This is a genomic window from Phyllobacterium sp. SB3, from assembly GCF_040009165.1.
GTDB lineage: Bacteria > Pseudomonadota > Alphaproteobacteria > Rhizobiales > Rhizobiaceae > Phyllobacterium.
This window is the reverse complement of record NZ_JBDYKI010000003.1, coordinates 507,056-530,172: the sequence shown is the minus strand read 5'-3', so window position 1 is coordinate 530,172 and position 23,117 is coordinate 507,056. Positions and strand designations below refer to the sequence as shown.

Below are 23,117 nucleotides of genomic sequence, written 5' to 3'. Positions count from 1 at the left end.
TCCCGCCCCTATTGTGGGGCGGGCGTTGTTGCGGCAGGCGCAGGCGGTGTTGCACCGCTAACCGGAGGCAATGTTCCACCGGCATCCTGGAAATAGCGGAAGAATTCGGAATTTGGTGAAAGCACCATCGTTGTTCCTGAATTCTCCAGTGCCGTGCCATAGGCAGACATGGACCGGTAGAACGCGAAGAAGTCCGGGTCCTTGGAAAACACATCGGCAAAGATACGGCTGCGTTCGCCTTCACCCTGACCGCGGGCGATTTCCGATTCCTTGCGGGCTTCGGCGACGATCTCGACAACCTGACGATCAGCAATAGCCTTGATTCGCTGGGCTGCTTCACGGCCACGGGCACGCAGACGTTCAGCTTCAGCAAGACGTTCGGCCTTCATGCGATCAAAGGTCTGTTGTGAAACTTCCTGTGTAAGATCGGTACGGCGAATACGCACATCCGTAATCTGCAATCCAAGGGACTCAGAATCCGGACGCAGTTGCTCGCGCACTTCACGCATCATACCTGCACGTTCATCCGACAAAGCTGCTTCAAAGCCGCGCAAACCATAAACACCGCGCAAGGCAGCATCGAGACGTGTGCGCAAACGGGCTTCCGCCAACGTTACGTCACCCGAAACAGTCTGACGGAATTTACGAGGATCGGTAATGCGATAAACGAGAAACGCATCGACTTCATAGAACTTACCGCCGGAAACCTGAACACGGATGTTATCCAGTTCAAAGCTAAGCACGCGGTCCTCGATCATCTGGACATTGTCGGCTTCAAGAAAGCCGAAAGGCAGCTTGAAGTAAATGCCGGGTTCCGATTCCACATTGACGATTTCACCGAAGCGCAAGACGATAGCCTGCTGGCCGGCACGTACAACGAAGATTGATGCATAGGCAAGCAGCCCGATGAAAACGATCAGTCCAACAAAAACTGGGAGGCGATTCTGGTTCATTACTGTGCCCCTCCAGTTGCTTGCTTCGCTTGCTTGTTCAGTTCCGGCAATGGCAGATAAGGCACAACGCCCTGCCCGTTCTGATCAACGATCACCTTGGTAGAATCTTTCAGCACACGCTCCATGGTTTCCAGGAAAAGACGCTTGCGGGTAACTTCCGGCGCTTTCACATATTGGTCGTAAACAGAGGTGAAGCGCTGCGCCTCACCTTCGGCTTCCTGAACGATACGGTTTTTGTAAGCGGCAGCATCTTCTCGAATCTGCGCGCCCTCACCGCGAGCCTGACCCAGCTTCTGGTTGGAATACTGGTTGGACTCTTCAACGAAGCGGTCTTCGTCCTGCTCGGCACGCTGCACTTCATCAAACGCATCGGCAACTTCGCGCGGTGGTGCTGCGTCTTCGATTGACAGTGCGTTGATAGCGACACCAGCGCCATATTCATCAAGCGTCTTCTGGATAATGGCGCGTACGTCATTGGCGATGCCTGCACGGTTATCACGGAAAATGTCTTGGGCAGGGCTGCGACCGACGATTTCGCGCATGGCGCTCTCGGAAACCTGCTGCACCAGATTTTCCGGATTCTCGACCTTGAACAGATAAGAAACAGGATCGGAAACGCGATAAAGCACAGAGAACTGAACATCAACGATGTTCTGGTCACCCGAAAGCATCAAGCCTTCCTTGGCTCCGCGTGTACCCTGACCACCGATATTCTTCTGCTTTTCGACAATCTCGACCTTTTCGTAGGATTCGATTGGCCAGAAGTGGAAATGCAGGCCTGGTTCGGAAATGTCTGTCTTGGGCTTGCCGAAGCGCAGTTCAACAGCGCGTTCATCAGGCTGAACAGTATAAACCGACTGAAAAACCCAGAAAGCTACGACCGCAAGTCCGATCAGCCCCCAGATTGCGGGGCTACCACCACTGCCACCGGGAATGGCTTGCCGCAGACGATCCTGACCGCGACGGAAAATATCTTCAAGGTCGGGAGGTGTCTTGCCTCCACCACCACCTTGCGGTTTTTGACCCCATGGGCCTCCACCGCCGCCATTATTATTACCGCCGCCACCCCAAGGGCCGCCGCCACCGTTCTGATTACTCCAGGGCATTCCTACCTCTTAATTTGAACGAAAATCACCACCCTGTGGCTACCCCTCGCAAGTCTAATAACCCGTTTATAGGGATGGCGGGGTTCGCTTTCAACGCACGCCGCCGTTTTTCTAAGCCTTTTGCTGAAAAACCAAACAATTATCGCCGGTTATCACAATATTTTCATAATATAAGTCTCGTGAACAAGGTTAATGGCGTCGTTCGTAGACAACATAGCGTGTCGGATAATTATCTTTTTCGCCAGCAGGGTATTCTTCGCTGGACATTTCTGACCAAATTGCAGGGTCGATGTCGGGGAAATGAACGTCACCTTCGATATTCGCCAGCACCCATGTCACATAAAGCCTGTCGGCGCGACCAAGGCTCTGACGGAAGATCTCACCACCACCTATTATACAGATTTCGTCAGCTTGATCAGCAGCTGCATGACTACCCGCAATGAGCAGTGCCTCATCAAGCGAGCGGGCAGAAACCACACCATCTACACCGAACGCAGGATCGCGGGTAATGACAATATTGGTACGCCCCGGCAGTGGCTTGCCCAAAGAATCCCATGTCTTGCGACCCATAATGATAGGTTTGCCCATGGTAACGGCCTTGAACCGCTTCAGGTCCGACGACAGACGCCACGGTAGGTCATTGTCCCGGCCGATAACGCCATTCTGCGCAATAGCAACCACAAAGCTGATCATTCAAACTTGTTCCTTTTCATAAGGAGTATTTCGAGATCTCACTCCAGCAGAGCGAAATAAAAAACAAAGAACAGGCTTCAAACGATCAGTCGTCACCAGTCCTGCGTGCGAAGGAATTTTCCGGACGTGCCAGCCCCAGACGGTCACGTAGCGTGCCCGGCTCGTACTCCGCCCTGAACAGCCCACGTCTCTGCAATTCCGGAACCACCTTATCCATGAAATTCAACCAGTCTTCAGGAAGCAGTGGAAACATCAGATTGTATCCATCAGCCGCTCCGGAGACAAACCACGCTTCCATCTGATCGGCAACTTGCGTTGCAGTTCCCGCAACAAGCGGAACAGAACCTGTGTTTGCGATCTTGCGTGCGAGCTGCCTTATCGTCAGGCCCTTGTTGGCATCATCTTTCACGAGAGCAAGCCAGGTGCGCCAGCCATTGAATGTGCCTTCATCAGGCAAAGACGGTATAGGACCGTCAGGCGGATAGACAGACAGATCAAGCCCGGCCCAACTTGAAAGAAGATCAATCGCAACCTCATCAAGCATCAGCGTCTCAAGAATTTCGTGCTTTTCCTGTGCCTCGGATGCAGATTCGGCGACTATCGGAAGGATTCCGGGCAGGAGTTTGAAGCTTTCCGGCGCTCGGTCATACTTTGCCAGGCGGCCATTCATATCCGCACGATAAGCCAAACCTTCCGCCTCACTGCGAAGGACAGCAAAATGCACATCGGCATGTTGAGCGGCAAGGTTTTTGCCGGCGTCGGAAGATCCGGCCTGAACGATCACAGGATGGCCTTGCGGCGGGCGCGGCACGTTGAGCGGGCCTTTTACCTTGAAGTGCTTTCCATGGTGATTGAGATAATGGATACGCTCGCGGTGAGCAAAGAGACCGGAGGTTTTATCGATGACGAGCGCATCGTCATCCCAACTGTCCCATAATGCCTTGGCAACATCGAGGAACTCTGCTGCCCGTTCATAGCGTTGCGCATGATCGATATTGCTATCGCGCCCGAAATTCGCAGCTTCCTCCTCCAATGCCGATGTCACGACATTCCAGCCAATTCGACCATTGCTTACGTGATCAATAGAGGCAAACAGCCTCGCCGTGTTAAACGGCTCATTGTAGGAACTCGATGCCGTAACCATGAAACCAATGTCCCTGGTAACAGCCGAAAGCGCGGACACCAGCGATAAAGGCTCAAGGCGGGGGTTTGCATAATGTGCAAGCCCGCTGCCGTAACCGTCCCAAATGCCAAGGTGATCAGCAATAAAGATTGCATCCAGCTTGGCACGCTCTGCCGCTTCCGCCAGCCGGCGATAATAATCCAGACCAAGAAACTCCCGATCAGGCGCTCGCGGGTGCCGCCATGCCAGACGATGATCGCCTTGAGGATTGAGAAAGAAGGCAGCTAAAATCATCTGTTGACGCAACATGCCAACTGTTTCCTTATCTGTTTCGCTGGAGATGTAATCGCAACAAATAAAACTGTGCGTCTACCGACCCAGAGGCGGCGAAAACCGGTCAGACAGCGATGGGTGCCTTGATGCCGGGTTCGGCTACATAATCGACAAGCCGGAAATCATCATATTTGAAGGCGAATAGATCAGTCACCTCAGGATTGATCTGCATGATCGGCAACGGTCCCGGCTTGCGGGCAAGCTGCAATCGCGCCTGCTCGAAATGGTTCGCGTAAAGATGCGCATCGCCCAGCGTATGAACAAAATCACCCGGCTGCAAACCTGTCACCTGCGCAATCATCATGGTCAGCAATGCATAGGACGCGATGTTGAAAGGCACACCAAGAAAAATATCCGCCGAACGCTGATAAAGCTGGCAGGATAGCTTGCCGTCAGAGACATAAAACTGGAACAGGCAATGACAGGGCGGCAGGGCCATCTCATCGACGAGCGCAGGATTCCAGGCGGAAACGATCAGCCGCCTCGAATTCGGATTGGTGCGTATAGCATTGAGCAATCCGGCAATCTGGTCGATATGCCCGCCATCCGGTGTCGGCCATGAGCGCCATTGATAACCATATACCGGCCCGAGATCGCCATTCTCATCGGCCCATTCATCCCAGATCGTTACACCGTTTTCCCGCAGATAAGCGACATTGGTGTCGCCGTTCAGGAACCACAGCAACTCGTGAATGATGGATTTGAGGTGCAGCTTCTTCGTCGTGAGAACAGGAAAGCCTGCCGCCAGATCGAATCGCATCTGGTAGCCGAAAACCGAACGTGTGCCTGTACCTGTGCGGTCGCCACGGTCAGTGCCATTGTCCAGTACGTGCTGTAGAAGGTCGAGATAAGTGCGCATCGTTCCTCTTTAACAGATTCTGGTAACGAAGCAGTAAAACTTGTGCGTGATCCACAGTGCTGAAAAACAAAAAGCCCCGCGATAAACGGGACTTTTGTTATCGGAATGACGGGATCAGAGGCTACCCAGCGCTCCAAGCGATTTCGCTGTCAGATAATAAAAGGTAACGCGGCTCTTGGTGCGGTCTTCTTTCATTGTCGCGCAGACTGCCTCAATGGCAGCATCAGCTTTGGCAGCATCTGTCAGGCCAAGCTTTTTTTCCACCCAATTGGTACGAACGCGCGCCAATTCTTCAGGGTCAGAGCATGAAACCAGCGAAGAATCCCGGTTGCGAAGGGCAATTCCAAGGTGTTTGACGATTTTTGCCACTATAGCTTCGTCTGCCGCAGCATCGTAATGACGAACATCGGTTAGATAGTCACTCATGTAAAAATCCCCTGATTGTTAGAGCAAATTTTGTATATATAGAGCCAATTCTGTTTCACGGATGACGAGACAATCCACGCGGAAGGTAGCGAGGTCGATGTTTATCCATCGGACGAAGCTGCCTGACAAAGTGGTTGGCCGTCAACCGGAAACCCTAAGGGCCGGGTAAATTCGGGCCAACTCCATCGGGCTTTAGTCTCGTCCGATGGATAAACATCGGCCTCCCTAAATCCCTCGACCTTGTCCACGAATTCTCTCCGGCAGAATGACTCTATATAAACAAAACTTGCTCTAGGTCCAATGCGTGGCATTGCAACCTCCCTGACAATGAAGACATGGCAAAATGCAGTAACCTGCCTCGCCAATGTCCACGCTAGACAGAGTGAAACATTCCCCAGCATTACCTTCAAGTCAATCCAATCTTTGTTTTCCGGCCGCCACTCATGTAATCCAATGCCCGATCTATCAGGAAAGGATATCAGCATGGACACTGTCGAGATTACAACGCGGAGTGATTTTGCCTTATGGGCAATTGAACGGGCGCAGGAGATCGTTCGGCTTGAGGGATCAGCACTTGCGCTGGCCGCGCGGGACATGGATGAAGCGGGGCTGAAAGAGTCCGGTGCAGCGCTTGGCAAGGCAATCGCCGATGCCATGCTGGAGGTATTTGACGGCCTTGTTCCCGAGTGATCTGGGTCGGATCGACATTCAGGATTGAACGAAGCCACCATCAAGGCGATTGGAGCTGACTATGACCGGGTCTGCTGACTGATTCGAGGTGGCGTTGCCCTTCTCTTTGAACATGAGCCCGATCCGATCTCGTGCATCCGGTCTTCCAATCGCGACGATTCCAACGTGGTGCCTTAGGCGCATTAACAGTCTTCACCGTATCCGTTACCAAAGCCGCAGGCATGGCCCTTGTTTATTGCATTGACATATCGGTATATCTCGATATTATTCGTTTATGGACTTGCTCGAAATATTCAAAGCCCTGTCAAACCGTACCCGCCTGGAAATCTTGAAAGGTTTGAAGGACCCCGCGAGGAACTTCCCTCCACAGGATGAAGGTGACGTTCTAAAGGTAGGAGTCTGCGTCAGCAGCATTCAAGAGGGCGTCGGGCTGTCGCAGTCGACGGTGTCGGATTATCTTGCAACTCTGCAACGGGCAGGTTTGGTCGAAGTCAGGCGTATTGGTCAGTGGACCTACTATAAACGGAACGAAGCAACAATCAGTGCTCTTGCCGGGATCATAGGCAAAGAACTGTAATTTTTTACCAGATAATATCGATAATTCACGATATTTCTTTTTACCGAAATGAGGATGCGCAATGAAAGCCATGACACTTAACTCATTTGGTGGCCCGGAAGCGTTCGAGCTTACCGAAGTACCAAAGCCTGTTCCGCACGCTGGAGAAGTCCTGGTCCAGGTCCATGCAACCTCCATCAATCCGTTGGATTACCAGGTCCGACGTGGCGATTATTCCGACTTGGTACAACTACCGGCTATTACCGGACACGACGTATCTGGCGTTGTCGAAGCGGTCGGGCCGGGTGTGACTACGTTCTCTCCAGGGGACGAAGTCTGGTACACCCCGCAAATTTTTGACGGGCCGGGAAGTTATGCCGAATACCACGTTGCGAAGGAAAACATTATCGGAAGAAAACCTCGCACTTTGAGCCATCTCGAAGCAGCAAGCCTAAGCCTGGTTGGTGGGACGACTTGGGAGGCCCTTGTGTTGCGTGCGGCTTTGAGAGTGGGAGAAAGTATTCTGATCCACGGCGGCGCCGGAGGGGTCGGTCATGTGGCGATCCAGGTCGCGAAAGCAATCGGTGCGAAGGTATTCACGACCGTACGCGAAGAAAACTTCGAATTCGCACGAAGTGTTGGTGCGGATGTCGTCATCGACTACAAGAAAGAAGACGTTGTCGGCGCCATCATGCGCGAAACGGATGGTCGCGGGGTCGATGTCGTGTTCGACACCATCGGTGACGACACATTGTCCAGCAGCCCGAACGTGCTCGCGCAACTTGGCCGCGTTGTCTCGATCGTGGACATCGCACAGCCACAGAACCTCATTGAAGCGTGGGGTAAGAACGCCAGTTATCACTTCGTGTTCACGAGACAGAACCGCGGCAAGCTTGATGAGCTGACCACGTTGGTCGAGCGCGGTCAGCTACGGCCACATGTTGGCGCTGTCTATGCGCTCGCTGACCTCTCTCAAGCCCATGCGCGGCTTGAGACCCCGAACAACGGTATCCGGGGGAAAGTCGCCATTGCAGTGGCACCGTCGGCTGACACTACGCGTGCAAGCTCATAATCGCTTCAACTCACTTTAAAGGAACGCCATGATTTATGAAATCGCTCAACTCCCGGTTCACAGAGAGAAAATTGAAACGTTCAGAGGTGCATTCGCCGAAGTCGCTCCGTTGCTTAGCCGCGCAGAGGGTTATTGCGGTCACTTCCTCGCGCAAGGGATTGAAACACCAGAACTATTCCACCTGATCGTGCGATGGCGGTCACTCGAGGACCACACGCCGGGCTTCGAAGTGAGTGAAGACCATCGCATGTTCATGATGGGCTTACAGGAGTATTTTTCGGAGGAACCGAGGGTTTATCATATTGAGGGGAGCAGCTTTTTTGCTGAATGTTGATCCGGCCCAAGCGTTCCAGCCGTCAGGAGCGATAGTCAGGCTGCGGACCTGCCCATCTCCAGTTCCCGCGTCCGGCCAATGCGTGTCATCAGTTCTTCGAACATGGTGTCGCGCTTGAGCTGCAATGCATAATGACGCTGCAATTCGGCAACAAGCCTGCCCTTGCGGTTGAGCTGTTCATCGGCATAGCCAACCATGAGCGAGTTCGGCCAGGCCTGTGGCCGTATTTCCCGCAATCTTGCAAAGAGTTGCTCTTCCGTTGCATCCGGAGTGGCCTGCGTCATCAGCGTCAGCATGGCGGCGGTCGAACGGGAAATACCCATATGGCAATGAACAAGCAGATGCCCTTCAACGCGATCCTTCGCTGATTGAAGCAGACGCGACCCGAAATCCAGTATCTGCGTTACGTGCTCCGGCTGCGGCATAATACGGTCCGGTGCGGCGTCGATAATGTCGTGAAATTGCAGGATCGTGCGGTCATGAGCACCATAGGACAGAAAAGCTTCCAGCTCCGGCCAATTCGGGTCCAGGATTGAAAGCACATGGCTGACGCCGCGCGTTCCCTGCCCCGGTAATTCATCAATGCCGCATATTGTGAGAGTGGATATTCTAAGTGACTGCATGACCTGACCGCTTTTCCTGTAATTGTACGGCCTGCTTATAGGATAACAAAGCCGCAATCGCTACCCGTATCAATAGTTTGGAGCAGGCCAGAATGCCTGCGGATAATAGTGGACGAACCAAGAGCATTGAGCCATTTGTAGCCCATGAGCGATACGGCCAATCATGGACTACACATATTCGCAGATGGATGTTTCGATCCCGTTTCACGACGAGGCGGATGGGCATTTGTCGTCTATCGCGATGGAGCGGAAATCGCTTCAGACTTCGGCGGGACAGCAAATACTTCGAATAATGCGATGGAAGCGGCCGCACTCCTGAGAGCCATCATTTGGATCGATTCAAATGTTGCGGGAGAGAATCCCGTTATATGGTCTGACTCGTTCTATGCAGTTATGGGCTGCAACGACTGGCTGCCGATTTGGAAGGCCAACGGTTGGAAGAAAATTGATCCAAACCCGAATGCTCGGCGCCGGACTATCACCAACATGGAAATCTGGAAGGAGATCGACACCCGGCTATGCCGGAATCCGCCAATCAAAATACTGTGGTGCAAGGGCCATGCCGGTATTACGGGCAACGAACGCGCCGATGATCTGGCGGATCATGGATGCAAATCCATAGCTCATGCGCAGCTATCGAAGTAGCCTGTCTGCCCATGTCGCAGCGTGTGCTGCCAAGGTTTTCAAATGATCTGCCGCAACGAGACCGGACACGTTTTTGCGCGGTCTGAAATCGTGATCTCCATCCTCAAGCCAGAGAATTTCGATTTTGTCAGAGAGCTTATATTCCGCGACCTCGGCCTGATTACCAAACTGATCGCGACTGCCTTGGACTATGAGTGCCGGTGTCTTCATCTCCGCAAGATGCGCAATACGCAATTGCTCCGGTTTACCAATTGGATGAAATGGATATCCAAGGCACAAAAGCCCTGCGATTTTACCGGATGCGTGAAGATCATCAGCAACCATGCTGGCGACCCGACCACCCATGGACTTGCCACCTATGAACAACGGCCCTGGCGCATCAAGTGCCTCTATCGCAGCAAGATATTCGGGAACGAGGCTTTCGGCACGAGGTGGTGGCTTTCGTCCGGCTGAAGTCCTCCTGCCCGCCATGTAATTAAACTCGAACCTTGCTACCCGAAAGCCGGATGATGCCAGCGAAAATGCAAGTGCTGTCATTGAAACCGAGTCCATCGGAGCACCGGCACCGTGAGCCAACAACACTGTCTTGTCAGCGTTGTTGTGGTCATCAAAAAGAAAAACTGGTTTCATCAAAGCTACTGCAAATGAGGCTTTCTGAGAAAGCTGTCACGATCAGCAGTTTTTATGCGCAACCATGCTTCGCGTCCATTGCGGAGAACCCTGACGGGTATTTCTGATCCGGCCGGGCCACTCTTCCAGACTTTCCGGTAGAAATCGGCCAAACCATCGATTTCGCCACCCTGAATTTCGGAGATGATATCACCTTCGCGCAAGCCAGCCTGAGCAGCCGGGCCGACATCCGCAACGCTCATGACCATGACTTTGCCGTCGCTCTCTGCCGAGAAAGCCCCAAGCCATGGGCGCGGTTGCTTGTTGACTTTCCCCCGGGTAAGCAAATCGTCGAGGATGGGCAGCAATATATTGATCGGAACGACCATATTTATGTTGGTGCGATCGCCATTCATCATCATTTGCAGATGCAAAGAGCCGATACCAAGGAGTTTTCCTTCAGCATCGAACAGCGCAGCGCCGCCCCAAGAAGGATGGGCGGGCGCAATGAAGATCGCTTCGTCCAGCAGATATTCCCAATATCCGGCAAATTCCTGCTTTGCGACAATATTTGACCGCACAGATTTCCCCAGTCCGTCAATCAACGTTACGGGACTACCAACTGACGCCGCGTCCGCATCGCCAAATTTCACTGGAGGAAGTTCAAGCGGGGCCATTGGCATGACAAGCCCGAACCCGGTTTCCTGATCGTAAGCGAGCGCGTGTCCGGGCACCACGTGCCCGTCATGGCGGGTCAGCCAAATTTCTTCGGCCTCTGTGATCAGGTAGCCTATTGTCAGCAGCAGGCCATCTTCGCGGATAACCACCCCGCTGCCCTCTCTGATTGTCCCGAGCGCAGGCGCGGTAAACGCATCATCCGGGATAACAGATCGAACTGCTACGACAGATTGTGAAAGTGTATTTGTCATCATGGCAATCCATCCAACTGCGAGGATATTCCTCTAATAGGTATGAAGTCGGTCCAGTAGGCACAAGGGCAGCCGTGTTTATAAGAACATAACCCGATTATATTAGGTAGCCACCTTTATAATAAGCGGTAGCCAGACGGCATGGCATCAGGCTGCCGCTCCCGGAAATGTTATTCAGATCAAACCCGTAGCGCTTAGGTGTAAACTGTAATGAGCGCATTTAACGGCAATGTGGTAGTTGATTTCGAAGTACCGAATGCTTATGTTCCCCCTGCCGTCGCAAGACGGCTATGGTGATAAACGGACGATGAAATAAGCCTTTTGGACCCGGGGGCGGTACCCGGCGCCTCCACCACAATGCAGCAGGTTATCGCTGCCTTGTGGCGGGGGCGAAATAGGATCGACAAGGGTGTAAAGATCGAACTTTTGCCCGGCATTGTACCACCGTTATCGGGCTAACTCAGTAGTTGCAAACGACAACTATGCGGAAGCACGTCTCGCTGCTTAATGCAGTGCGATAGCTTCAAATCAAGTCCTAGGGGTTCGCACTTCTAGGCGGGGTTCGGAGGTACCTGGCAACAGAAACCTCCACTTTCCCAGCACATTCACGATACAAGCTACCGCAGCGGTGCCTTCGTGAGCTGCGCTTCTCGCTGTCAGCTTCGTTTGCAGTAGCAGTTGCTACTCCCTTCTCCCCCACTCTCCCCTGAAATTTTCCCAATAAGGCGACGTACTTCGTCTGCTGTCCGTAAACTCATGACGCTGGCACCAGTGTCGGCAGGAGCTATCCATGCGCATATTAAATGAAAGATTTGTTGTCCTCACCGGTGGTCCCGGATCAGGCAAAACCACCATCATCAATGAACTTAATCGACGCGGCTATACGTCGTCCGTCGAGGCCGGGCGTGGAATTATTCAACAGCACGTGAGCATTGAAGGGCCCGCACTACCCTGGAACGATCCCGCTCTTTTTGCCGAGCTGATGCTTTCATGGGAATTGCGCTCTTACGAAATGGCCCGCGAAAATGAAGGCATCGTTTTCTTCGACCGCGGCGTGCCCGATATTACAGGATATCTACGCCTATCAAATATCTCTGTGCCGAGCCACATGAGCGCCGCTGCAGATCATTACCGCTATAACCCGCTGGTCTTCATCCTGCCACCTTGGGAAGAAATCTTTGAGCAGGATACTGAGCGAAAACAGACGTTGGATGAAGCAGCACAAACTTACCATGCGATGGTAAAGGCGTATGATGATTATGGTTATGATCTTATCGAAGTTCCTAGATTGACGCCGGAAAAGCGCGGCGACTTCATTCTGGAACATCTGGAATAAAGAAGGCCCGGAATTAAATCCGGGCCTCTTCCTTGCACATCTGATGGAGGATCAGATTTTATTCGGCAGCAGCACCGACTTCAACGGGACGGCGGCGACCGATCGTAAGTTGCGTGATTGCAAGTGCCACCACCGCACAGGCGCCAATACCCGCCGCCATCGGTACGGGACCACCAGTGAAGAACAGCGATGCAAGACCCATGGCGATGATCGAAATGACGAACTGCAATGTGCCCATCAGTGCAGAGGCAGAACCTGCAATCTCGCCGTGCTCTTCTAGAGCCAAGACGCCTGTTGTCGGCAGGACAAGGCCAAGAAAGCCATAGCCGATAAAGAGAAACACCGCCAAAACCGGGAACTGATCGAAGCCCGCACTCATAAGCACGACCATTGCGGCAAGTGACAAACCAAATCCCGTTACCGCCATGCGCATGACGTGCAGCAGCCCAAAGCGGCTGCCAAGCCAACCGGTCAGCTGTGACACGGTGAAGAATGAAACGGCATTGATTGAGAAGGCGATGCTGTACTGCGTCGGCGTCAAACCATAGTGATCGATAAGCACGAATGGCGAATTGGCAAGATAGACAAGGAAGCTCGCCAAACCGAATCCGCCGATGAAAGTCAGCGTCAGGAAATTGCGGTCACGCAGCAATGTGCCATAGGCCTTGAGTGCGCTGCGCAATCCACTTTCCGCGCGCGCTTCCTTCGGACGGGTTTCTTCCAACTGCGTTGACAGCAGAACCAGACCTATGAGGGCAGCGATCATCACAGCCCAGAACACACCGCGCCATCCGAAGAAGTGGATAACGGCGCTACCTGTCAAAGGCGCAAGGATCGGCGAAATGCTGAATACCAGCATCAGCAGCGACATAAGGCGCGCTGCCTGAACACCTGTATGCATATCACGCACGACAGCGCGCGGAATAACCATGCCGGCCGCACCGCCAATGCCCTGCAAAAAGCGGAAGGCTATCAGTGTTTCAACATTCGTTGCTACCGCACAACCGATACTTGCTACCGTAAACAAGCCGATACCGAGATAAAGCGGCAGCTTGCGCCCCCACATATCCGACAGCGGACCGTAAACGATCTGAAACAGCGCAAAAGACAGGAAGAAGGCGAGAAGGCTCATCTGCACCGCGTTTTCACCGGCTGCCAGATCAGCACCGATGAAAGGCAGAGCAGGAAGATACATGTCGATCGCAAAAGGACCGATGGCCGACAACAGCCCTAAAATGATTGCATAACGAAGGAAGGACGACTTCATGATGATGCTCTTTCACGCAATCGCGGCACATAAGCGCGTTGCATTTGCAAATTGAACGGCCTTGATAGAGCAACCCCGTTCAATTTCGAACAAATGGCCACCCTACCCTTGATCTTTTTCACAATTCCCACGGAAAGCCGGAATTCGGCCTACCGTGAAACTGCTCGGAAACATGAAGACGACTGCTTGGGAGGAGCGTGACTTTCATGTAAAAATAGATTGTCAATAAATTTGGACAGTTATGTAAAATTAGACACTATTGTCTAACTCGTCAAGACGCATTATCTTGGCTTCATGAAAAATCGCACGATGGCTGTAAGCCGATCATCAACACGCAAAGACACCGGCCCTACGCAACGCGGTCAATGTTCAAAACGTATTTCTATTCTGGACGCCGCAGCAAATGTCTTTTGCCGGGAAGGCTTTTCCGGAGCCAGTATTGATGAGATTGCGATTGAGGCATGCGTCTCGCGACAGACAATATATAATCACTATCGTGAAAAAGAAACTCTGTTTGTGGCAGTAATCGAAGATGTCATGGAGCGGGCGAATGCTATGCTTTTCTCGACACTCTCGACCTTCCCCGATAAGCCGGATCATCTGCAAAGGGATTTGACTGACTTTGCCATACGGCTGACCACAAATTGCATTTGCAACCAAGACGGGAAATTCCTGCGCAGGCTCGTGCAGTCGGAAGGTGAAAGATATCCGCATCTGTTCGAAGGCTGGCGCCAGCAGGGTCCGTGCAAGATCAGCACGACGCTTGGTGCGCTGTTTGCAAAACTTTCGCACAAGGGCGCCTTGCGAATCGATGATTGCGATCTAGCCGCCCGGCAGTTTCTGGCCTTGGTGAATGCTGACCTCCAGATGATTTATCTCTTTGGCGGCAAACCGACGGAAGAAGAGTTGCAAACCGCTGCAAGCAATGCCGTCGAGACATTTCTTCGGGCCTATGCTCCGCACCAACAGCAGAATGCTGCCCAGCCCGCCCCTGTTCTGGTGGCTGTGAGCTAAATTTCCTACTTGTAAATCCCGATATAAAATTTGCCGCAAACTGCACCGAGATTGCATTTTGCGGCTATCGATTTTGCCCGTCTCGGATAAATTTGATCCCGTAGCTGACAATCGGTCGTAATTGCGCTAGCGATGCGCCATAATGGCCGGATACGATTTCCATCTCCGCTTGACAGGCAGGGGTGAATCCATGGGATAAGAGTGCATGCCACAAGATATGATCCGTTACGATATACTGGCCCAGGAAGCGCTTCGCGGTGTGATCCGTAAAGTGCTGGGTGAAGTTGCCAAGGCAGGACTGCCGGGCAACCATCATTTTTTCGTCACCTTTTTGACTGGCGCTCCCGGCGTACGTATTTCCACACGGCTGCATGAAAAATACCCTGAACAGATGACGATCGTTCTTCAGCATCAATTCTGGGACATGCAGGTAACCGACACCCAGTTGGAAGTCGGACTATCCTTCGGCGACGTGCCGGAGCGGTTAGTCGTTCCCTTCTCGGCGATTCGCGGTTTTTACGATCCGTCAGTGAATTTTGAACTCGAATTCGATGTCGAGGTTGAAGAAACCGTTGGCGACAACGATCAGGGCATAACCAGCATTGGTCCGGCAGAAGTTGCCGATGGTCCCAAGCTGGCAAGCACGAGTGCCAAGCCGAAGCCACCGGCAAAACCTGCAAAGAAACCGGCAAAAGCTTCCAGCGGAAAATCCGATGCAGCTGCTGACGCGGATTCCAGCGGCGAAAAAGGCTCTGCCTCTGTTGTCTCGCTCGACTCCTTCCGCAAAAAGAAATAGCAGGCGCTGTGGCCGAGATCGTCAACCTCCGGCAAGTCAGGAAACGCAAGGCCAAGGAAGCCGATGAAAAGGTTGCGGCCCAAAACCGCACCTTGTTCGGGCGAACCAAAGCAGAGAAAAAATTTGAAACCGCTGTGTCACGCAAGGCAGAGCGGTTTTTGGATGACAGGCGGCTGGAAAAGCCCACGTCCGACAAGTTGGGCGACAAGTGAGCCTTGTTCACAAACGCTCGGTGACGATCCATGGTCACCGCACCAGCTTTTCGCTTGAAGACCCCTTCTACCAGATCATCACCTCCATCGCAGAAAGCCGCCGGATGACATTGGCAGCACTTGTTGCCGAAATCGACAAGGAGCGAAATCGCGATTCCAGTTTGTCATCCGCATTAAGACTCCATGCGTTGGAGTGGGTGCGCAATGCCGGACATCAGGAAGCAAAATAATTCTCGGCATGGTGTAGGGATGGCCAGATCCCATTCGTCTTTCAGTTGGTTCAAATCGCAATGAAAGGGAATGAAATGCCTGCCAAACAGAAAATTACTCCATGCTTGTGGTTCAGCGGTAATGCCGAAGAAGCGATGGAATTTTATTTCTCCATTTTCAAGGACGGAAAGATTCTTGAAAAGACCTACTGGAAGAGAGGAGCAAACGCCCCTGAACTATCTGTTCTTACGGCACGATTCCAGATCGGAGGTCAGGAATATATTGCTCTGAACGGGGGGCCGGAATTCAATTTCAATGAAGCAATCTCCCTTACCATTGATTGCGGTTCCCAAGAAGAAATCGACGACTTCACCGAAAAACTGATCGCTGACGGCGGCGAGCAAGGTCCGTGCGGATGGGTAAAGGACAAGTTTGGACTGTCATGGCAGATCGTGCCCTCCATCATCCCGGAAATGCTGCAGGACAAAGATCAGGGTAGGGTCGAGCGTGTCATGGATGCAGTCATGCAAATGCGCAAACTTGATGTTGCCAAGTTGGAAGCGGCCTACAGGGGCTAGTGGCTTATCTATTGCAACTTAATCAGATTACTGCGGAACAGTCGGCTCGATGGTTTTCAGGAACTCGTCGACCGACTGCCTGTTGATGGCACCTTGAGGTTGCGCTGGCGGATTGGATTGCGCAGGCAGCGCTTCAAGGGCTTTACGCGCAGCTTCTTCCGCCGCTTTTCTTTCTTCCGCCTCGCGTGTTTCCTGCTCTATCTTCAAGCGGGCCACTCTAACACGGTCGTCCGCCAAAGCCTGATAAAGCTGCGCTTCACGGCGAAGGCGTTGTTTTTCCACCAGCGATGCCTGCAATGTCTCTACGCGCTGTTGCTCCCGCTCCAATGCGCGCTGTGTCAAAAACTGTTCGAGCGGCTGGCGGTTAAATGTTGCAGCAGGACTTGCCCACGGGCCATCCAGCGTAAACTCGACCACGGGATCTGCGCCGACAACAACAGCCTTGCCCGGCTCGAACGTGAACTTTCCCTGGGAGGACAAGGACAATTCCGGGAAATTGATCCGCAAATCCGCAGACAGGCGGGCATCCTCATTGCTCAACTGGAATGTCGAAGTGCGGGCGACCCCACCGGCAATCGTATAGGGAATCTCAGATGCAGTTGCGTTCAATACACCAGCATACAGATATTTATTGATGGTCCCATCAATGGCGGCAGTTGTAACAGGTCCTTCCGCAGCATCCACATTTGCTAAAATGGGCACAAGTGCACCGGGATTGAGGGAGTTGATTGCAAGGTCGCTGACCGAGACAACACCGGAACCCGCAATTGATTTGACGAGTTCACTCATTGAAGCCCCCGTTGCGTTTACTGATGCTGATATTCTGGCTTTTCCATTTACCGGCGGAATGCCCGATTCCGGCTGGTAAAGCCCATCGATTGCCGCCTGATCCAGCGTGAACTGGCCTGTCGCCAAGCCGGTTCCGCTTGTATTGCGAAGCTCGAACATGCCTTCAAGCTTTCCACCAAACAGATCGCCCTTTGTATCATCAAGGCGTAGCGCGCCATTCTTCAACGAAGCCGTCGTCTGAAAATTGCTTATTTCACCGATGGCACCTGCATCCGCATCATCCGCACGCAGCTTCACATCGAAACTCATCGGGAAAAGCGGACTGGTAAGGAAGGTTTGTTGTGGCCACTGTGACTTGCCGTCACCATCCGTTGTACCCGTACCCAAAATGAATTGCGTTACCGCATCAAGGTTCACTCGCGCAAGCGTCAGATCGCCTTGCGCATTCGGCACGCCGTTTTCCAGCACAAAGCCAAGCCGCCCGCCGATTTTTGTATCGCTTACCTGTCCGCTCAGATCGGGAAGCATGAGCTTTCCTTTGCTCAGCGAAAAGCTGCTGGCAGCGTCAACCGGCGTACCATTGCCAAAGCCGGGAACCGAATAGCCGGCCGTGGCGAGATAGGCATCAATATCCGTGCTTTTCAACGATGCACGCCCTTCTCCACTCAGACCGCCTTCAGCATAACGGAAACTGCCGTCGAGCAGTGCGCGTCCATCGGGAGCTTTTAAAGCAAGCTGCGTCTGGAACCCGGCGTTTTGATTTCCTTTGAGGGCAATGTCTGCTTCAAGCTCACCTGCAAGCCCGAGAGGCAAGGCAGGCAGGCCGATAAATGCCATTAAACTCTCCGCATGATCGGTCTGGGCATTCATGGTCAGTTCGAGCGTGCGAAGTTGCTCCTCATTCATCTCGTTTGTGCCAGATAAGGTGATGTTCATGCCACCTGATTTTCCGGCTGCACTCAGTGAGAACTCATTGGCTCCGGATTTACCCTGCAAGGTATTGGCAAGAAGGCTCAGCTGCGTTTCTTCGAACAGTCCCGGAAAACGCGAAGCTCGCTCTTTCATGGCGGTAAGAAACGGAAAATCCGGAAAACGTTGTGCCAGAACATCGACAAATGGTGCCATATCGTCAGACAATAAAGTTGCATCGACAGAACCAGACGGCTCGGCCTTGAAAGGCTCCAGTTTGCCCGTGGCGGTTATTGTCGTTCCCGCAACATTGCCGATGGTCAGGCGATCAATATCAAAGATTCCGTCACGCAGGCGGAATGCAGTATCCACGGTTTCAGCAACGAACCCATCGTGCGTAACCGGCCCGGCTTTCAGGTCCACGTCGAGATCCTGACCGCTCAACATTGCAGAACCGGTATCGGATGCATTGCTGCTGAACAGCGCAGAAAACGCCTGCAACGCATCTGCGTCCAGCGCACCGCCTTCAAGCTTCAGCTGGGTCAAAGGCAATGAATCCCCTCTGGCGCTACGAACCAGCGATCCTTTGAGTGACGCTCCGCCCAATGCCAATTCAAGATTATCAACCTTTTGCAACTCATCGTGCAGGCTCACATCACCCGAAAAGCCCGCCCCGCGAATACGGCGGATAGCGTCGTCAACGGAGTCAGTGAGCCAGGCAGCGAGACCTGAAGGCTGACGCGATGCCAACAGCAGCTTGCCGTCAAAGCCGAAATTATTGCCGACCTGTAAAACGCCCTTTGCTTCAAACTGGGTACGCCCCGGCAGTTCCGCCTTAAGCTGATTTATCGCCCAGCTACCGTTTACCGGGGCCGCATCGATTGTCACCGCGCGGATCGTCGTATCGCCAGCAACAATGGCCGGCAGTTTCAAATCTATTCTTCCCGGCACTGTGGGCACAGGAAGCTGATCCATCAACCGCCGGAATACGCCAAGACGTTGCGCCGTCGTTTCAGAGCTTGCCTTGGCATTTTCCTGCTCCTGCTCCGGACTGCCGAAGGTGACTTGCTGGCCATCGGCAGTCACTTCAAATCGCGGATTATCGCCATAGTCAAAATGAGCATTTCCGTTAACCACGTAGGGGTCAGCTACCGGCCCCTGCTCCATACGGAACTCAGGTACGGTTATCCTTGCATGATCCGCCTCAAACTGCCCGGACAAGCGAACGCTGGAAAGTAGCGGCTTCTCCGCCGGATTGGCTTTTTCTCCAGGTTTAACAACAAGTTCGTCGCGTGAGCGAACGTCGATCCTGCCAGCATATTTCAGGGCACCCTGATCCAGCGTTATTTGCCCGTCAGTTTCCATTGCCGCCGGAATACTGTCCGGTATGACGCGCGCGTGCATCTGCAATGATCCATCTGGCTTCAACGCGCCGGTTGACGACGAAACGGACATTTTCTCGCCATTGAAGAACAGGCTCCCGTCGAACTTCCATGGTCCGGAAAGATCCTCGGCAGACATAGTGGCGTTTAAATCGGAGATAGAGCGGGTAGTGCCTGTGGAAGCATCGCGGATAACCACGGAGCCATTATTTATCCTAAGATTTTCCAGCTTGACCTGCGTTCTCTGGAAAGGGGTACGCGGGCGGATTGCCCAATCGACGACACCGCCTTCATTGATCCGAACCGTCGCAGTGGGCTTCTCCAGCCGCATGTCAAATATGAGAATCTCACCGCGGAGAAATGGTGCCAGCTCTGCGTCCATCGAAAACTTCTCAATGGTCATCACCGGCTCTGCACCGGGATCACCAACCCGCACATCGGAAAAGGTTACTGAAGGAAACGGTAGAAGTTTCGCACTGGCACTTCCTGCAACAGTTACCGGGCGGCCGAGCAAGGCGGAAGCCTCACGCTCGAATGAAGAGCGATAACCGGCCCAGTCGACGAAATATGGCACGACCAATGCTGCCGTCAGCAGCAGTACCAATAATCCGCCGATGAAAACAAACAGGCGTGCCAGTGTCTTACTCCGATAAGTTCGCGCGGATCACCATTGAAACGTCTTTATGGCAGTGCCGAGACATGACTGGCTTTATGCGCGATTTGCAATGCTTACACCATGCTTTAGGAACTGGAATCAAAATACGAGCCTAAAGGCGTAAGATCTTGCCGGGATTCATGATATTCCCCGGATCGATCGCCCGTTTGATTGTTTCCATCACATCCACGGCACCGCCAAGTTCCGCACGAAGAAACTTGATCTTCCCCTGCCCGATACCGTGCTCGCCGGTGCATGTTCCGTCCATGGCGATAGCCCTGAGATTCAGCCGCTCGACGAATGCCTCGACATTCTCGATTTCGGCCGGGTTCTTCTCGTCAAAGAGTACCAGCACATGGAAGTTGCCGTCGCCCGCATGGCCAACAATGGGTGCAATCAGACCACTTTGCTCGATATCTTTCTCGGTTTCGACAATACATTCCGCCAGACGCGAAATCGGTACGCATACATCAGTCGAAAGCGATTGCTTTCCGGGCGCAAGTGTCATGCAGGCAAAGTAGGAATTATGCCGTGCCGACCAAAGCTTTTCGCGCTCTTCAACATTGGCAGTCCATTTGAACTCACCACCGCCATTGGCGGCAGCAATTTCGCCGAAAAGCTCCGCCTGCTCTGCCACACTTGTTTCGCTGCCGTGAAACTCAAGAAACAGATAGGGCGCCGGATCATAATCGAGCTTGGAATAGGTGATCATTGCCTTCATTTCCAGCTCGTTCACCAACTCGATACGTGCAACGGGAATACCCATCTGAATCGTTTCGATAACTGTATTGCAGGCGCTTTCCAAATCAGGAAAAGCGCAGATGCCGCCGGAGATTGCCTGCGGAATACCATACAATTTCAAAGTCAGCTCAACGATAATCCCGAGCGTTCCTTCCGATCCGATCAGCAATCGCGTCAGATCGTACCCGGCTGACGTCTTCTTTACCCGCTTTGAGGTAGTAATCAGCCTGCCATCGGGCATGACGGCTTTGAGCGCCAGAACATTTTCCCGCATCGTTCCATAGCGAACGGCATTTGTGCCCGAGGCGCGCGTTGCGGCCATACCACCGAGGCTGGCATTGGCACCCGGGTCTATCGGGAAAAACAGACCGGTATCGCGCAGATACTCGTTAAGCTCCTTACGCGTGACGCCAGGTTCGACAACGACATTCAGATCTTCGTTATAGACCTTGAGAATGCGGTTCATCCGCGAAAGGTCAATCGATATGCCACCCGCAGGCGCATTGACGTGACCTTCCAGCGAAGTTCCGGTTCCAAAGGCGATGACGGGAACCTGCCATTCACCACAGAGGCGAACAATCTCCTGCACGTCTTCAACGGTTTCCGCGTAAACGACCAGATCAGGCGCCTGATTGGGAACATAACTGGTTGTGTGAGCATGCTGCTCACGGATGGATTTCCCACTTTGAGCATTCTCGCCGAAGCGCTTCTTGAGGATGGATACAACGGTCGCTATGCCGTTTTCGTTGCGCAGCAATGCACCTGCGTCTGCCAATGCCATTCCAGTTTCCAGCCTTTTGTTGGATTCTCTTCAGAATGGCATTTTCAGGGAATACACGGCTCTTGTCCAGTTGTAACTCTGCGTTACACGAAAGGCCGCAGGACTTCCGATAAAACTGCGTTAGTCCTCATCGTCCTCGTCATCATCATCTTCACCGGGCGACCAGTCGGTTACCGCAACAAAGCGTTCCTGCTCTCCTGTCTTCTCAAAAACACTGCCGACAGGCGAATCCAGAAGGGGAATGATGCTGGGATCATAGTTGGCGATCGTATTTACGTCGAAGATACCGCTGTTTTCCGGATCTTCCATGTAGTCATCACTCTCAAAGCCGGAAAGAAAGCGCCAACCACTATCAAGGTCGTTGTCGGGGTCTTCGCGATACATGAAACGCACGGGATACCCGTCAATCGTGATCGTGTCGGTGGCAATGCAACCACCATAATTGCGTATCAACGGTCGTATTTCTTCCTTGGTGAGTCGGTAACTTTTATCCATACCCAATTTTAGTTGATCGTCATGGACTTGGCTAGCTTTCGGAAGCGATCCGCATATTTGTCTTTCTCCGTAGCCTTAACGATAAGGATAGCCCGCACATATCGCGTCTCCTCAAAGCGTGCGATTTGAGCAACATAAAGTGCATCGCCGCTTGCCGCATCCGTTGCGGTTCCATCGATTTCAATCCACTCCGCATTGTCCGAATGGCTGCTGGTTTCGTTGTCTGAATGAACGTCCTTAATTCCAGTCAGCGATGCAAAAGCCTTTTTCGCAAACTCAAGGCGTGTAGCAGCTTCCGGGGCCGTATTGAGGTTCGATGCGATGACAATCATCGGCTGCGTGGAGTTGGCGGCAACATCATTCGGCCCTTCGGTCAAAAGGAGAGTTGCTCCAGCTATGACGCGCACCGGGCGGAAGTTTGCACTGTCGGCAACCTTAAAGGGCAAGGATGCTATCTGGTCCGGCAGGCTTGCAGGAGCACGAATGGCCAAGGTTCGCAAAGCTTTTTCGACGTCGGCATCAGAAAGGCCGCCCGTCACCCCTTCAGGAATTTGCACTGTTACCATTGCAGTCGTGGTTTCGGCTCCGACAAGCACAATCCACTTCCGGTATTTAACCCCGGCAGCAATTTGGCTTCCGCGTATGAGTTTGGATACCACAGCACCCTCGACCGGCCATTCATCCGGTCCCGAAATTGTTTCGATACCTGTTGCCAACAGATCTTCCTTGTTGAAGCTGGCGGCAAGTGTAGCGTAAGCATCAACAGGCATCTCGGTTACAACAATCGACGTTCCCTTGGCAGAATCTTCAAAACCGCTAAAGCTGGATGACGGAACAAGCCCTGCAGGCGGTATCAGACCAATACCAGACCCGTTCGGAAACACGACTTCCTGAGCAAGTACAGAGTGGCTGAAGATCACCAATAAAAATAGAAGGCCAAAGACCCGGATAACAAACCGCATAAACCAATTCCCGTTCATTTCATGCAAAAGTAATAAGCA

25 protein-coding genes and 1 other RNA gene are annotated in these 23,117 nt (G+C 52.9%); 12 read left to right on the top strand and 14 right to left on the bottom strand.

The window, feature by feature from the left end; translation table 11 throughout:
* Positions 1–8 precede the first annotated feature (8 nt).
* The 6 genes from ABKW30_RS13740 to ABKW30_RS13715 all read right to left on the bottom strand — a co-directional run bounded on the left by ABKW30_RS13740 (position 9) and on the right by ABKW30_RS13715 (position 5,493).
* The gene (locus tag ABKW30_RS13740; RefSeq protein WP_348599482.1) at positions 9–953 is read right to left on the bottom strand and encodes a protease modulator HflC; all 945 of its coding nucleotides are present in this window, start codon (positions 951–953) and stop codon (positions 9–11) included.
* Complete coding sequence (hflK, locus tag ABKW30_RS13735; protein ID WP_348599481.1) at positions 953–2,059, bottom strand: FtsH protease activity modulator HflK; 1,107 nt, start codon at positions 2,057–2,059, stop codon at positions 953–955. The genes ABKW30_RS13740 and hflK overlap by 1 nt, the downstream gene beginning before the upstream one ends.
* A gap of 189 nt (positions 2,060–2,248) precedes the next feature.
* Positions 2,249–2,752 (bottom strand): dihydrofolate reductase, encoded by a 504-nt coding sequence (locus tag ABKW30_RS13730; protein ID WP_348599480.1) that lies wholly within the window; start codon positions 2,750–2,752, stop codon positions 2,249–2,251.
* 85 nt (positions 2,753–2,837) lie between these two features.
* Complete coding sequence (locus ABKW30_RS13725) at positions 2,838–4,184, bottom strand: LLM class flavin-dependent oxidoreductase (protein ID WP_348599479.1); 1,347 nt, start codon at positions 4,182–4,184, stop codon at positions 2,838–2,840.
* An 88-nt stretch (positions 4,185–4,272) separates the two neighbouring features.
* Positions 4,273–5,067: a thymidylate synthase gene (locus ABKW30_RS13720; RefSeq protein ID WP_348599478.1), complete on the bottom strand. Its 795-nt coding sequence runs from the start codon at positions 5,065–5,067 to the stop codon at positions 4,273–4,275.
* 114 nt (positions 5,068–5,181) lie between these two features.
* The gene (locus ABKW30_RS13715; RefSeq protein WP_348599477.1) at positions 5,182–5,493 is read right to left on the bottom strand and encodes a DUF2853 family protein; all 312 of its coding nucleotides are present in this window, start codon (positions 5,491–5,493) and stop codon (positions 5,182–5,184) included.
* A gap of 483 nt (positions 5,494–5,976) precedes the next feature.
* Between ABKW30_RS13715 and ABKW30_RS13710 the strand changes: the two genes are divergently transcribed.
* The 4 genes from ABKW30_RS13710 to ABKW30_RS13695 all read left to right on the top strand — a co-directional run bounded on the left by ABKW30_RS13710 (position 5,977) and on the right by ABKW30_RS13695 (position 8,145).
* Positions 5,977–6,183: a hypothetical protein gene (locus ABKW30_RS13710; protein ID WP_008123664.1), complete on the top strand. Its 207-nt coding sequence runs from the start codon at positions 5,977–5,979 to the stop codon at positions 6,181–6,183.
* A 274-nt stretch (positions 6,184–6,457) separates the two neighbouring features.
* On the top strand, positions 6,458–6,760 hold the full coding sequence (locus ABKW30_RS13705; protein ID WP_348599476.1) for a metalloregulator ArsR/SmtB family transcription factor: 303 nt from the start codon (positions 6,458–6,460) through the stop codon (positions 6,758–6,760).
* A 61-nt stretch (positions 6,761–6,821) separates the two neighbouring features.
* Complete coding sequence (locus ABKW30_RS13700; protein ID WP_348599475.1) at positions 6,822–7,811, top strand: zinc-dependent alcohol dehydrogenase family protein; 990 nt, start codon at positions 6,822–6,824, stop codon at positions 7,809–7,811.
* Between the two features lie 28 nt (positions 7,812–7,839).
* Positions 7,840–8,145: an antibiotic biosynthesis monooxygenase gene (locus tag ABKW30_RS13695; protein ID WP_348599474.1), complete on the top strand. Its 306-nt coding sequence runs from the start codon at positions 7,840–7,842 to the stop codon at positions 8,143–8,145.
* Positions 8,146–8,180: 35 nt separating this feature from the next.
* Here ABKW30_RS13695 and ABKW30_RS13690 read toward each other — a convergent pair whose 3' ends face one another.
* Positions 8,181–8,768: a protein-tyrosine-phosphatase gene (locus ABKW30_RS13690; RefSeq protein ID WP_348599473.1), complete on the bottom strand. Its 588-nt coding sequence runs from the start codon at positions 8,766–8,768 to the stop codon at positions 8,181–8,183.
* A 144-nt stretch (positions 8,769–8,912) separates the two neighbouring features.
* Between ABKW30_RS13690 and ABKW30_RS13685 the strand changes: the two genes are divergently transcribed.
* Positions 8,913–9,413, top strand: coding sequence for a ribonuclease H (locus tag ABKW30_RS13685; RefSeq protein WP_348599472.1), 501 nt, complete (start codon positions 8,913–8,915; stop codon positions 9,411–9,413).
* Here the strand turns inward: ABKW30_RS13685 and ABKW30_RS13680 are convergent.
* Together ABKW30_RS13680 and ABKW30_RS13675 are read right to left on the bottom strand one after the other, a co-directional pair.
* Positions 9,402–10,043 (bottom strand): alpha/beta family hydrolase, encoded by a 642-nt coding sequence (locus ABKW30_RS13680; protein WP_348599471.1) that lies wholly within the window; start codon positions 10,041–10,043, stop codon positions 9,402–9,404. The genes ABKW30_RS13685 and ABKW30_RS13680 overlap by 12 nt on opposite strands.
* A gap of 5 nt (positions 10,044–10,048) precedes the next feature.
* Positions 10,049–10,954 (bottom strand): S1C family serine protease, encoded by a 906-nt coding sequence (locus ABKW30_RS13675; RefSeq protein ID WP_348599470.1) that lies wholly within the window; start codon positions 10,952–10,954, stop codon positions 10,049–10,051.
* Positions 10,955–11,185: 231 nt separating this feature from the next.
* On the opposite strand from ABKW30_RS13675, the gene ssrA reads away from it, so the two are divergent.
* Both ssrA and ABKW30_RS13665 read left to right on the top strand, forming a co-directional pair.
* Positions 11,186–11,544: a transfer-messenger RNA gene (gene ssrA / locus ABKW30_RS13670) on the top strand.
* A 197-nt stretch (positions 11,545–11,741) separates the two neighbouring features.
* Entirely contained in the window at positions 11,742–12,287 is a 546-nt protein-coding gene (locus ABKW30_RS13665; protein ID WP_348599469.1) for an AAA family ATPase, read from the top strand.
* 58 nt (positions 12,288–12,345) lie between these two features.
* Here the strand turns inward: ABKW30_RS13665 and ABKW30_RS13660 are convergent, their stop codons facing one another.
* Entirely contained in the window at positions 12,346–13,554 is a 1,209-nt protein-coding gene (locus ABKW30_RS13660; RefSeq protein WP_348599468.1) for a multidrug effflux MFS transporter, read from the bottom strand.
* 309 nt (positions 13,555–13,863) lie between these two features.
* On the opposite strand from ABKW30_RS13660, the gene ABKW30_RS13655 reads away from it, so the two are divergent.
* The 5 genes from ABKW30_RS13655 to ABKW30_RS13635 all read left to right on the top strand — a co-directional run bounded on the left by ABKW30_RS13655 (position 13,864) and on the right by ABKW30_RS13635 (position 16,364).
* Complete coding sequence (locus tag ABKW30_RS13655; RefSeq protein ID WP_348599467.1) at positions 13,864–14,568, top strand: TetR/AcrR family transcriptional regulator; 705 nt, start codon at positions 13,864–13,866, stop codon at positions 14,566–14,568.
* Between the two features lie 205 nt (positions 14,569–14,773).
* A complete protein-coding gene (locus ABKW30_RS13650; RefSeq protein WP_348599466.1) occupies positions 14,774–15,364 on the top strand; it encodes an SspB family protein in 591 nt (196 codons plus the stop codon).
* Between the two features lie 8 nt (positions 15,365–15,372).
* Entirely contained in the window at positions 15,373–15,576 is a 204-nt protein-coding gene (locus tag ABKW30_RS13645; RefSeq protein WP_348599465.1) for a DUF4169 family protein, read from the top strand.
* A complete protein-coding gene (locus tag ABKW30_RS13640) occupies positions 15,573–15,806 on the top strand; it encodes a ribbon-helix-helix domain-containing protein (protein WP_348599464.1) in 234 nt (77 codons plus the stop codon). The genes ABKW30_RS13645 and ABKW30_RS13640 overlap by 4 nt, the downstream gene beginning before the upstream one ends.
* Before the next feature lie 75 nt (positions 15,807–15,881).
* On the top strand, positions 15,882–16,364 hold the full coding sequence (locus ABKW30_RS13635) for a VOC family protein (RefSeq protein ID WP_348599463.1): 483 nt from the start codon (positions 15,882–15,884) through the stop codon (positions 16,362–16,364).
* Positions 16,365–16,391: 27 nt separating this feature from the next.
* Here the strand turns inward: ABKW30_RS13635 and ABKW30_RS13630 are convergent, their stop codons facing one another.
* The 4 genes from ABKW30_RS13630 to ABKW30_RS13615 form a co-directional block, all read right to left on the bottom strand.
* Positions 16,392–20,081 carry an AsmA family protein gene (locus ABKW30_RS13630; RefSeq protein ID WP_348599800.1) on the bottom strand — a complete coding sequence of 1,230 codons (3,690 nt, stop codon included), beginning with the start codon at positions 20,079–20,081 and terminating at the stop codon, positions 16,392–16,394.
* 130 nt (positions 20,082–20,211) lie between these two features.
* The gene (locus ABKW30_RS13625; protein ID WP_348599462.1) at positions 20,212–21,621 is read right to left on the bottom strand and encodes an FAD-linked oxidase C-terminal domain-containing protein; all 1,410 of its coding nucleotides are present in this window, start codon (positions 21,619–21,621) and stop codon (positions 20,212–20,214) included.
* A gap of 120 nt (positions 21,622–21,741) precedes the next feature.
* Complete coding sequence (locus tag ABKW30_RS13620; protein WP_348599461.1) at positions 21,742–22,116, bottom strand: DUF2185 domain-containing protein; 375 nt, start codon at positions 22,114–22,116, stop codon at positions 21,742–21,744.
* Between the two features lie 8 nt (positions 22,117–22,124).
* Positions 22,125–23,078, bottom strand: a complete 954-nt coding sequence (locus ABKW30_RS13615; RefSeq protein ID WP_348599460.1) for a hypothetical protein — start codon at positions 23,076–23,078, stop codon at positions 22,125–22,127.
* Between the last annotated feature and the right edge of the window lie 39 nt (positions 23,079–23,117).

Excerpts from the sequence above, each read along its gene's own strand:
- ABKW30_RS13655 (WP_348599467.1), top strand. The coding sequence starts at position 13,864 with ATGGCTGTAAGCCGATCATCAACACGCAAAGACACCGGCCCTACGCAA.
- ABKW30_RS13710 (WP_008123664.1), top strand. The coding sequence starts at position 5,977 with ATGGACACTGTCGAGATTACAACGCGGAGTGATTTTGCCTTATGGGCA.
- ABKW30_RS13650 (WP_348599466.1), top strand. The coding sequence starts at position 14,774 with ATGCCACAAGATATGATCCGTTACGATATACTGGCCCAGGAAGCGCTT.
- ABKW30_RS13665 (WP_348599469.1), top strand. The coding sequence starts at position 11,742 with ATGCGCATATTAAATGAAAGATTTGTTGTCCTCACCGGTGGTCCCGGA.
- ABKW30_RS13705 (WP_348599476.1), top strand. The coding sequence starts at position 6,458 with ATGGACTTGCTCGAAATATTCAAAGCCCTGTCAAACCGTACCCGCCTG.
- ABKW30_RS13730 (WP_348599480.1), bottom strand. The coding sequence starts at position 2,752 with ATGATCAGCTTTGTGGTTGCTATTGCGCAGAATGGCGTTATCGGCCGG.
- ABKW30_RS13685 (WP_348599472.1), top strand. The coding sequence starts at position 8,913 with ATGAGCGATACGGCCAATCATGGACTACACATATTCGCAGATGGATGT.
- ABKW30_RS13620 (WP_348599461.1), bottom strand. The coding sequence starts at position 22,116 with ATGGATAAAAGTTACCGACTCACCAAGGAAGAAATACGACCGTTGATA.
- ABKW30_RS13625 (WP_348599462.1), bottom strand. The coding sequence starts at position 21,621 with ATGGCATTGGCAGACGCAGGTGCATTGCTGCGCAACGAAAACGGCATA.
- ABKW30_RS13725 (WP_348599479.1), bottom strand. The coding sequence starts at position 4,184 with ATGTTGCGTCAACAGATGATTTTAGCTGCCTTCTTTCTCAATCCTCAA.
- ABKW30_RS13715 (WP_348599477.1), bottom strand. The coding sequence starts at position 5,493 with ATGAGTGACTATCTAACCGATGTTCGTCATTACGATGCTGCGGCAGAC.
- ABKW30_RS13680 (WP_348599471.1), bottom strand. The coding sequence starts at position 10,043 with ATGAAACCAGTTTTTCTTTTTGATGACCACAACAACGCTGACAAGACA.
- ABKW30_RS13690 (WP_348599473.1), bottom strand. The coding sequence starts at position 8,768 with ATGCAGTCACTTAGAATATCCACTCTCACAATATGCGGCATTGATGAA.
- ABKW30_RS13675 (WP_348599470.1), bottom strand. The coding sequence starts at position 10,954 with ATGATGACAAATACACTTTCACAATCTGTCGTAGCAGTTCGATCTGTT.
- ABKW30_RS13700 (WP_348599475.1), top strand. The coding sequence starts at position 6,822 with ATGAAAGCCATGACACTTAACTCATTTGGTGGCCCGGAAGCGTTCGAG.
- ABKW30_RS13615 (WP_348599460.1), bottom strand. The coding sequence starts at position 23,078 with ATGCGGTTTGTTATCCGGGTCTTTGGCCTTCTATTTTTATTGGTGATC.
- ABKW30_RS13635 (WP_348599463.1), top strand. The coding sequence starts at position 15,882 with ATGCCTGCCAAACAGAAAATTACTCCATGCTTGTGGTTCAGCGGTAAT.
- ABKW30_RS13660 (WP_348599468.1), bottom strand. The coding sequence starts at position 13,554 with ATGAAGTCGTCCTTCCTTCGTTATGCAATCATTTTAGGGCTGTTGTCG.
- ABKW30_RS13720 (WP_348599478.1), bottom strand. The coding sequence starts at position 5,067 with ATGCGCACTTATCTCGACCTTCTACAGCACGTACTGGACAATGGCACT.
- hflK (WP_348599481.1), bottom strand. The coding sequence starts at position 2,059 with ATGCCCTGGAGTAATCAGAACGGTGGCGGCGGCCCTTGGGGTGGCGGC.
- ABKW30_RS13740 (WP_348599482.1), bottom strand. The coding sequence starts at position 953 with ATGAACCAGAATCGCCTCCCAGTTTTTGTTGGACTGATCGTTTTCATC.
- ABKW30_RS13695 (WP_348599474.1), top strand. The coding sequence starts at position 7,840 with ATGATTTATGAAATCGCTCAACTCCCGGTTCACAGAGAGAAAATTGAA.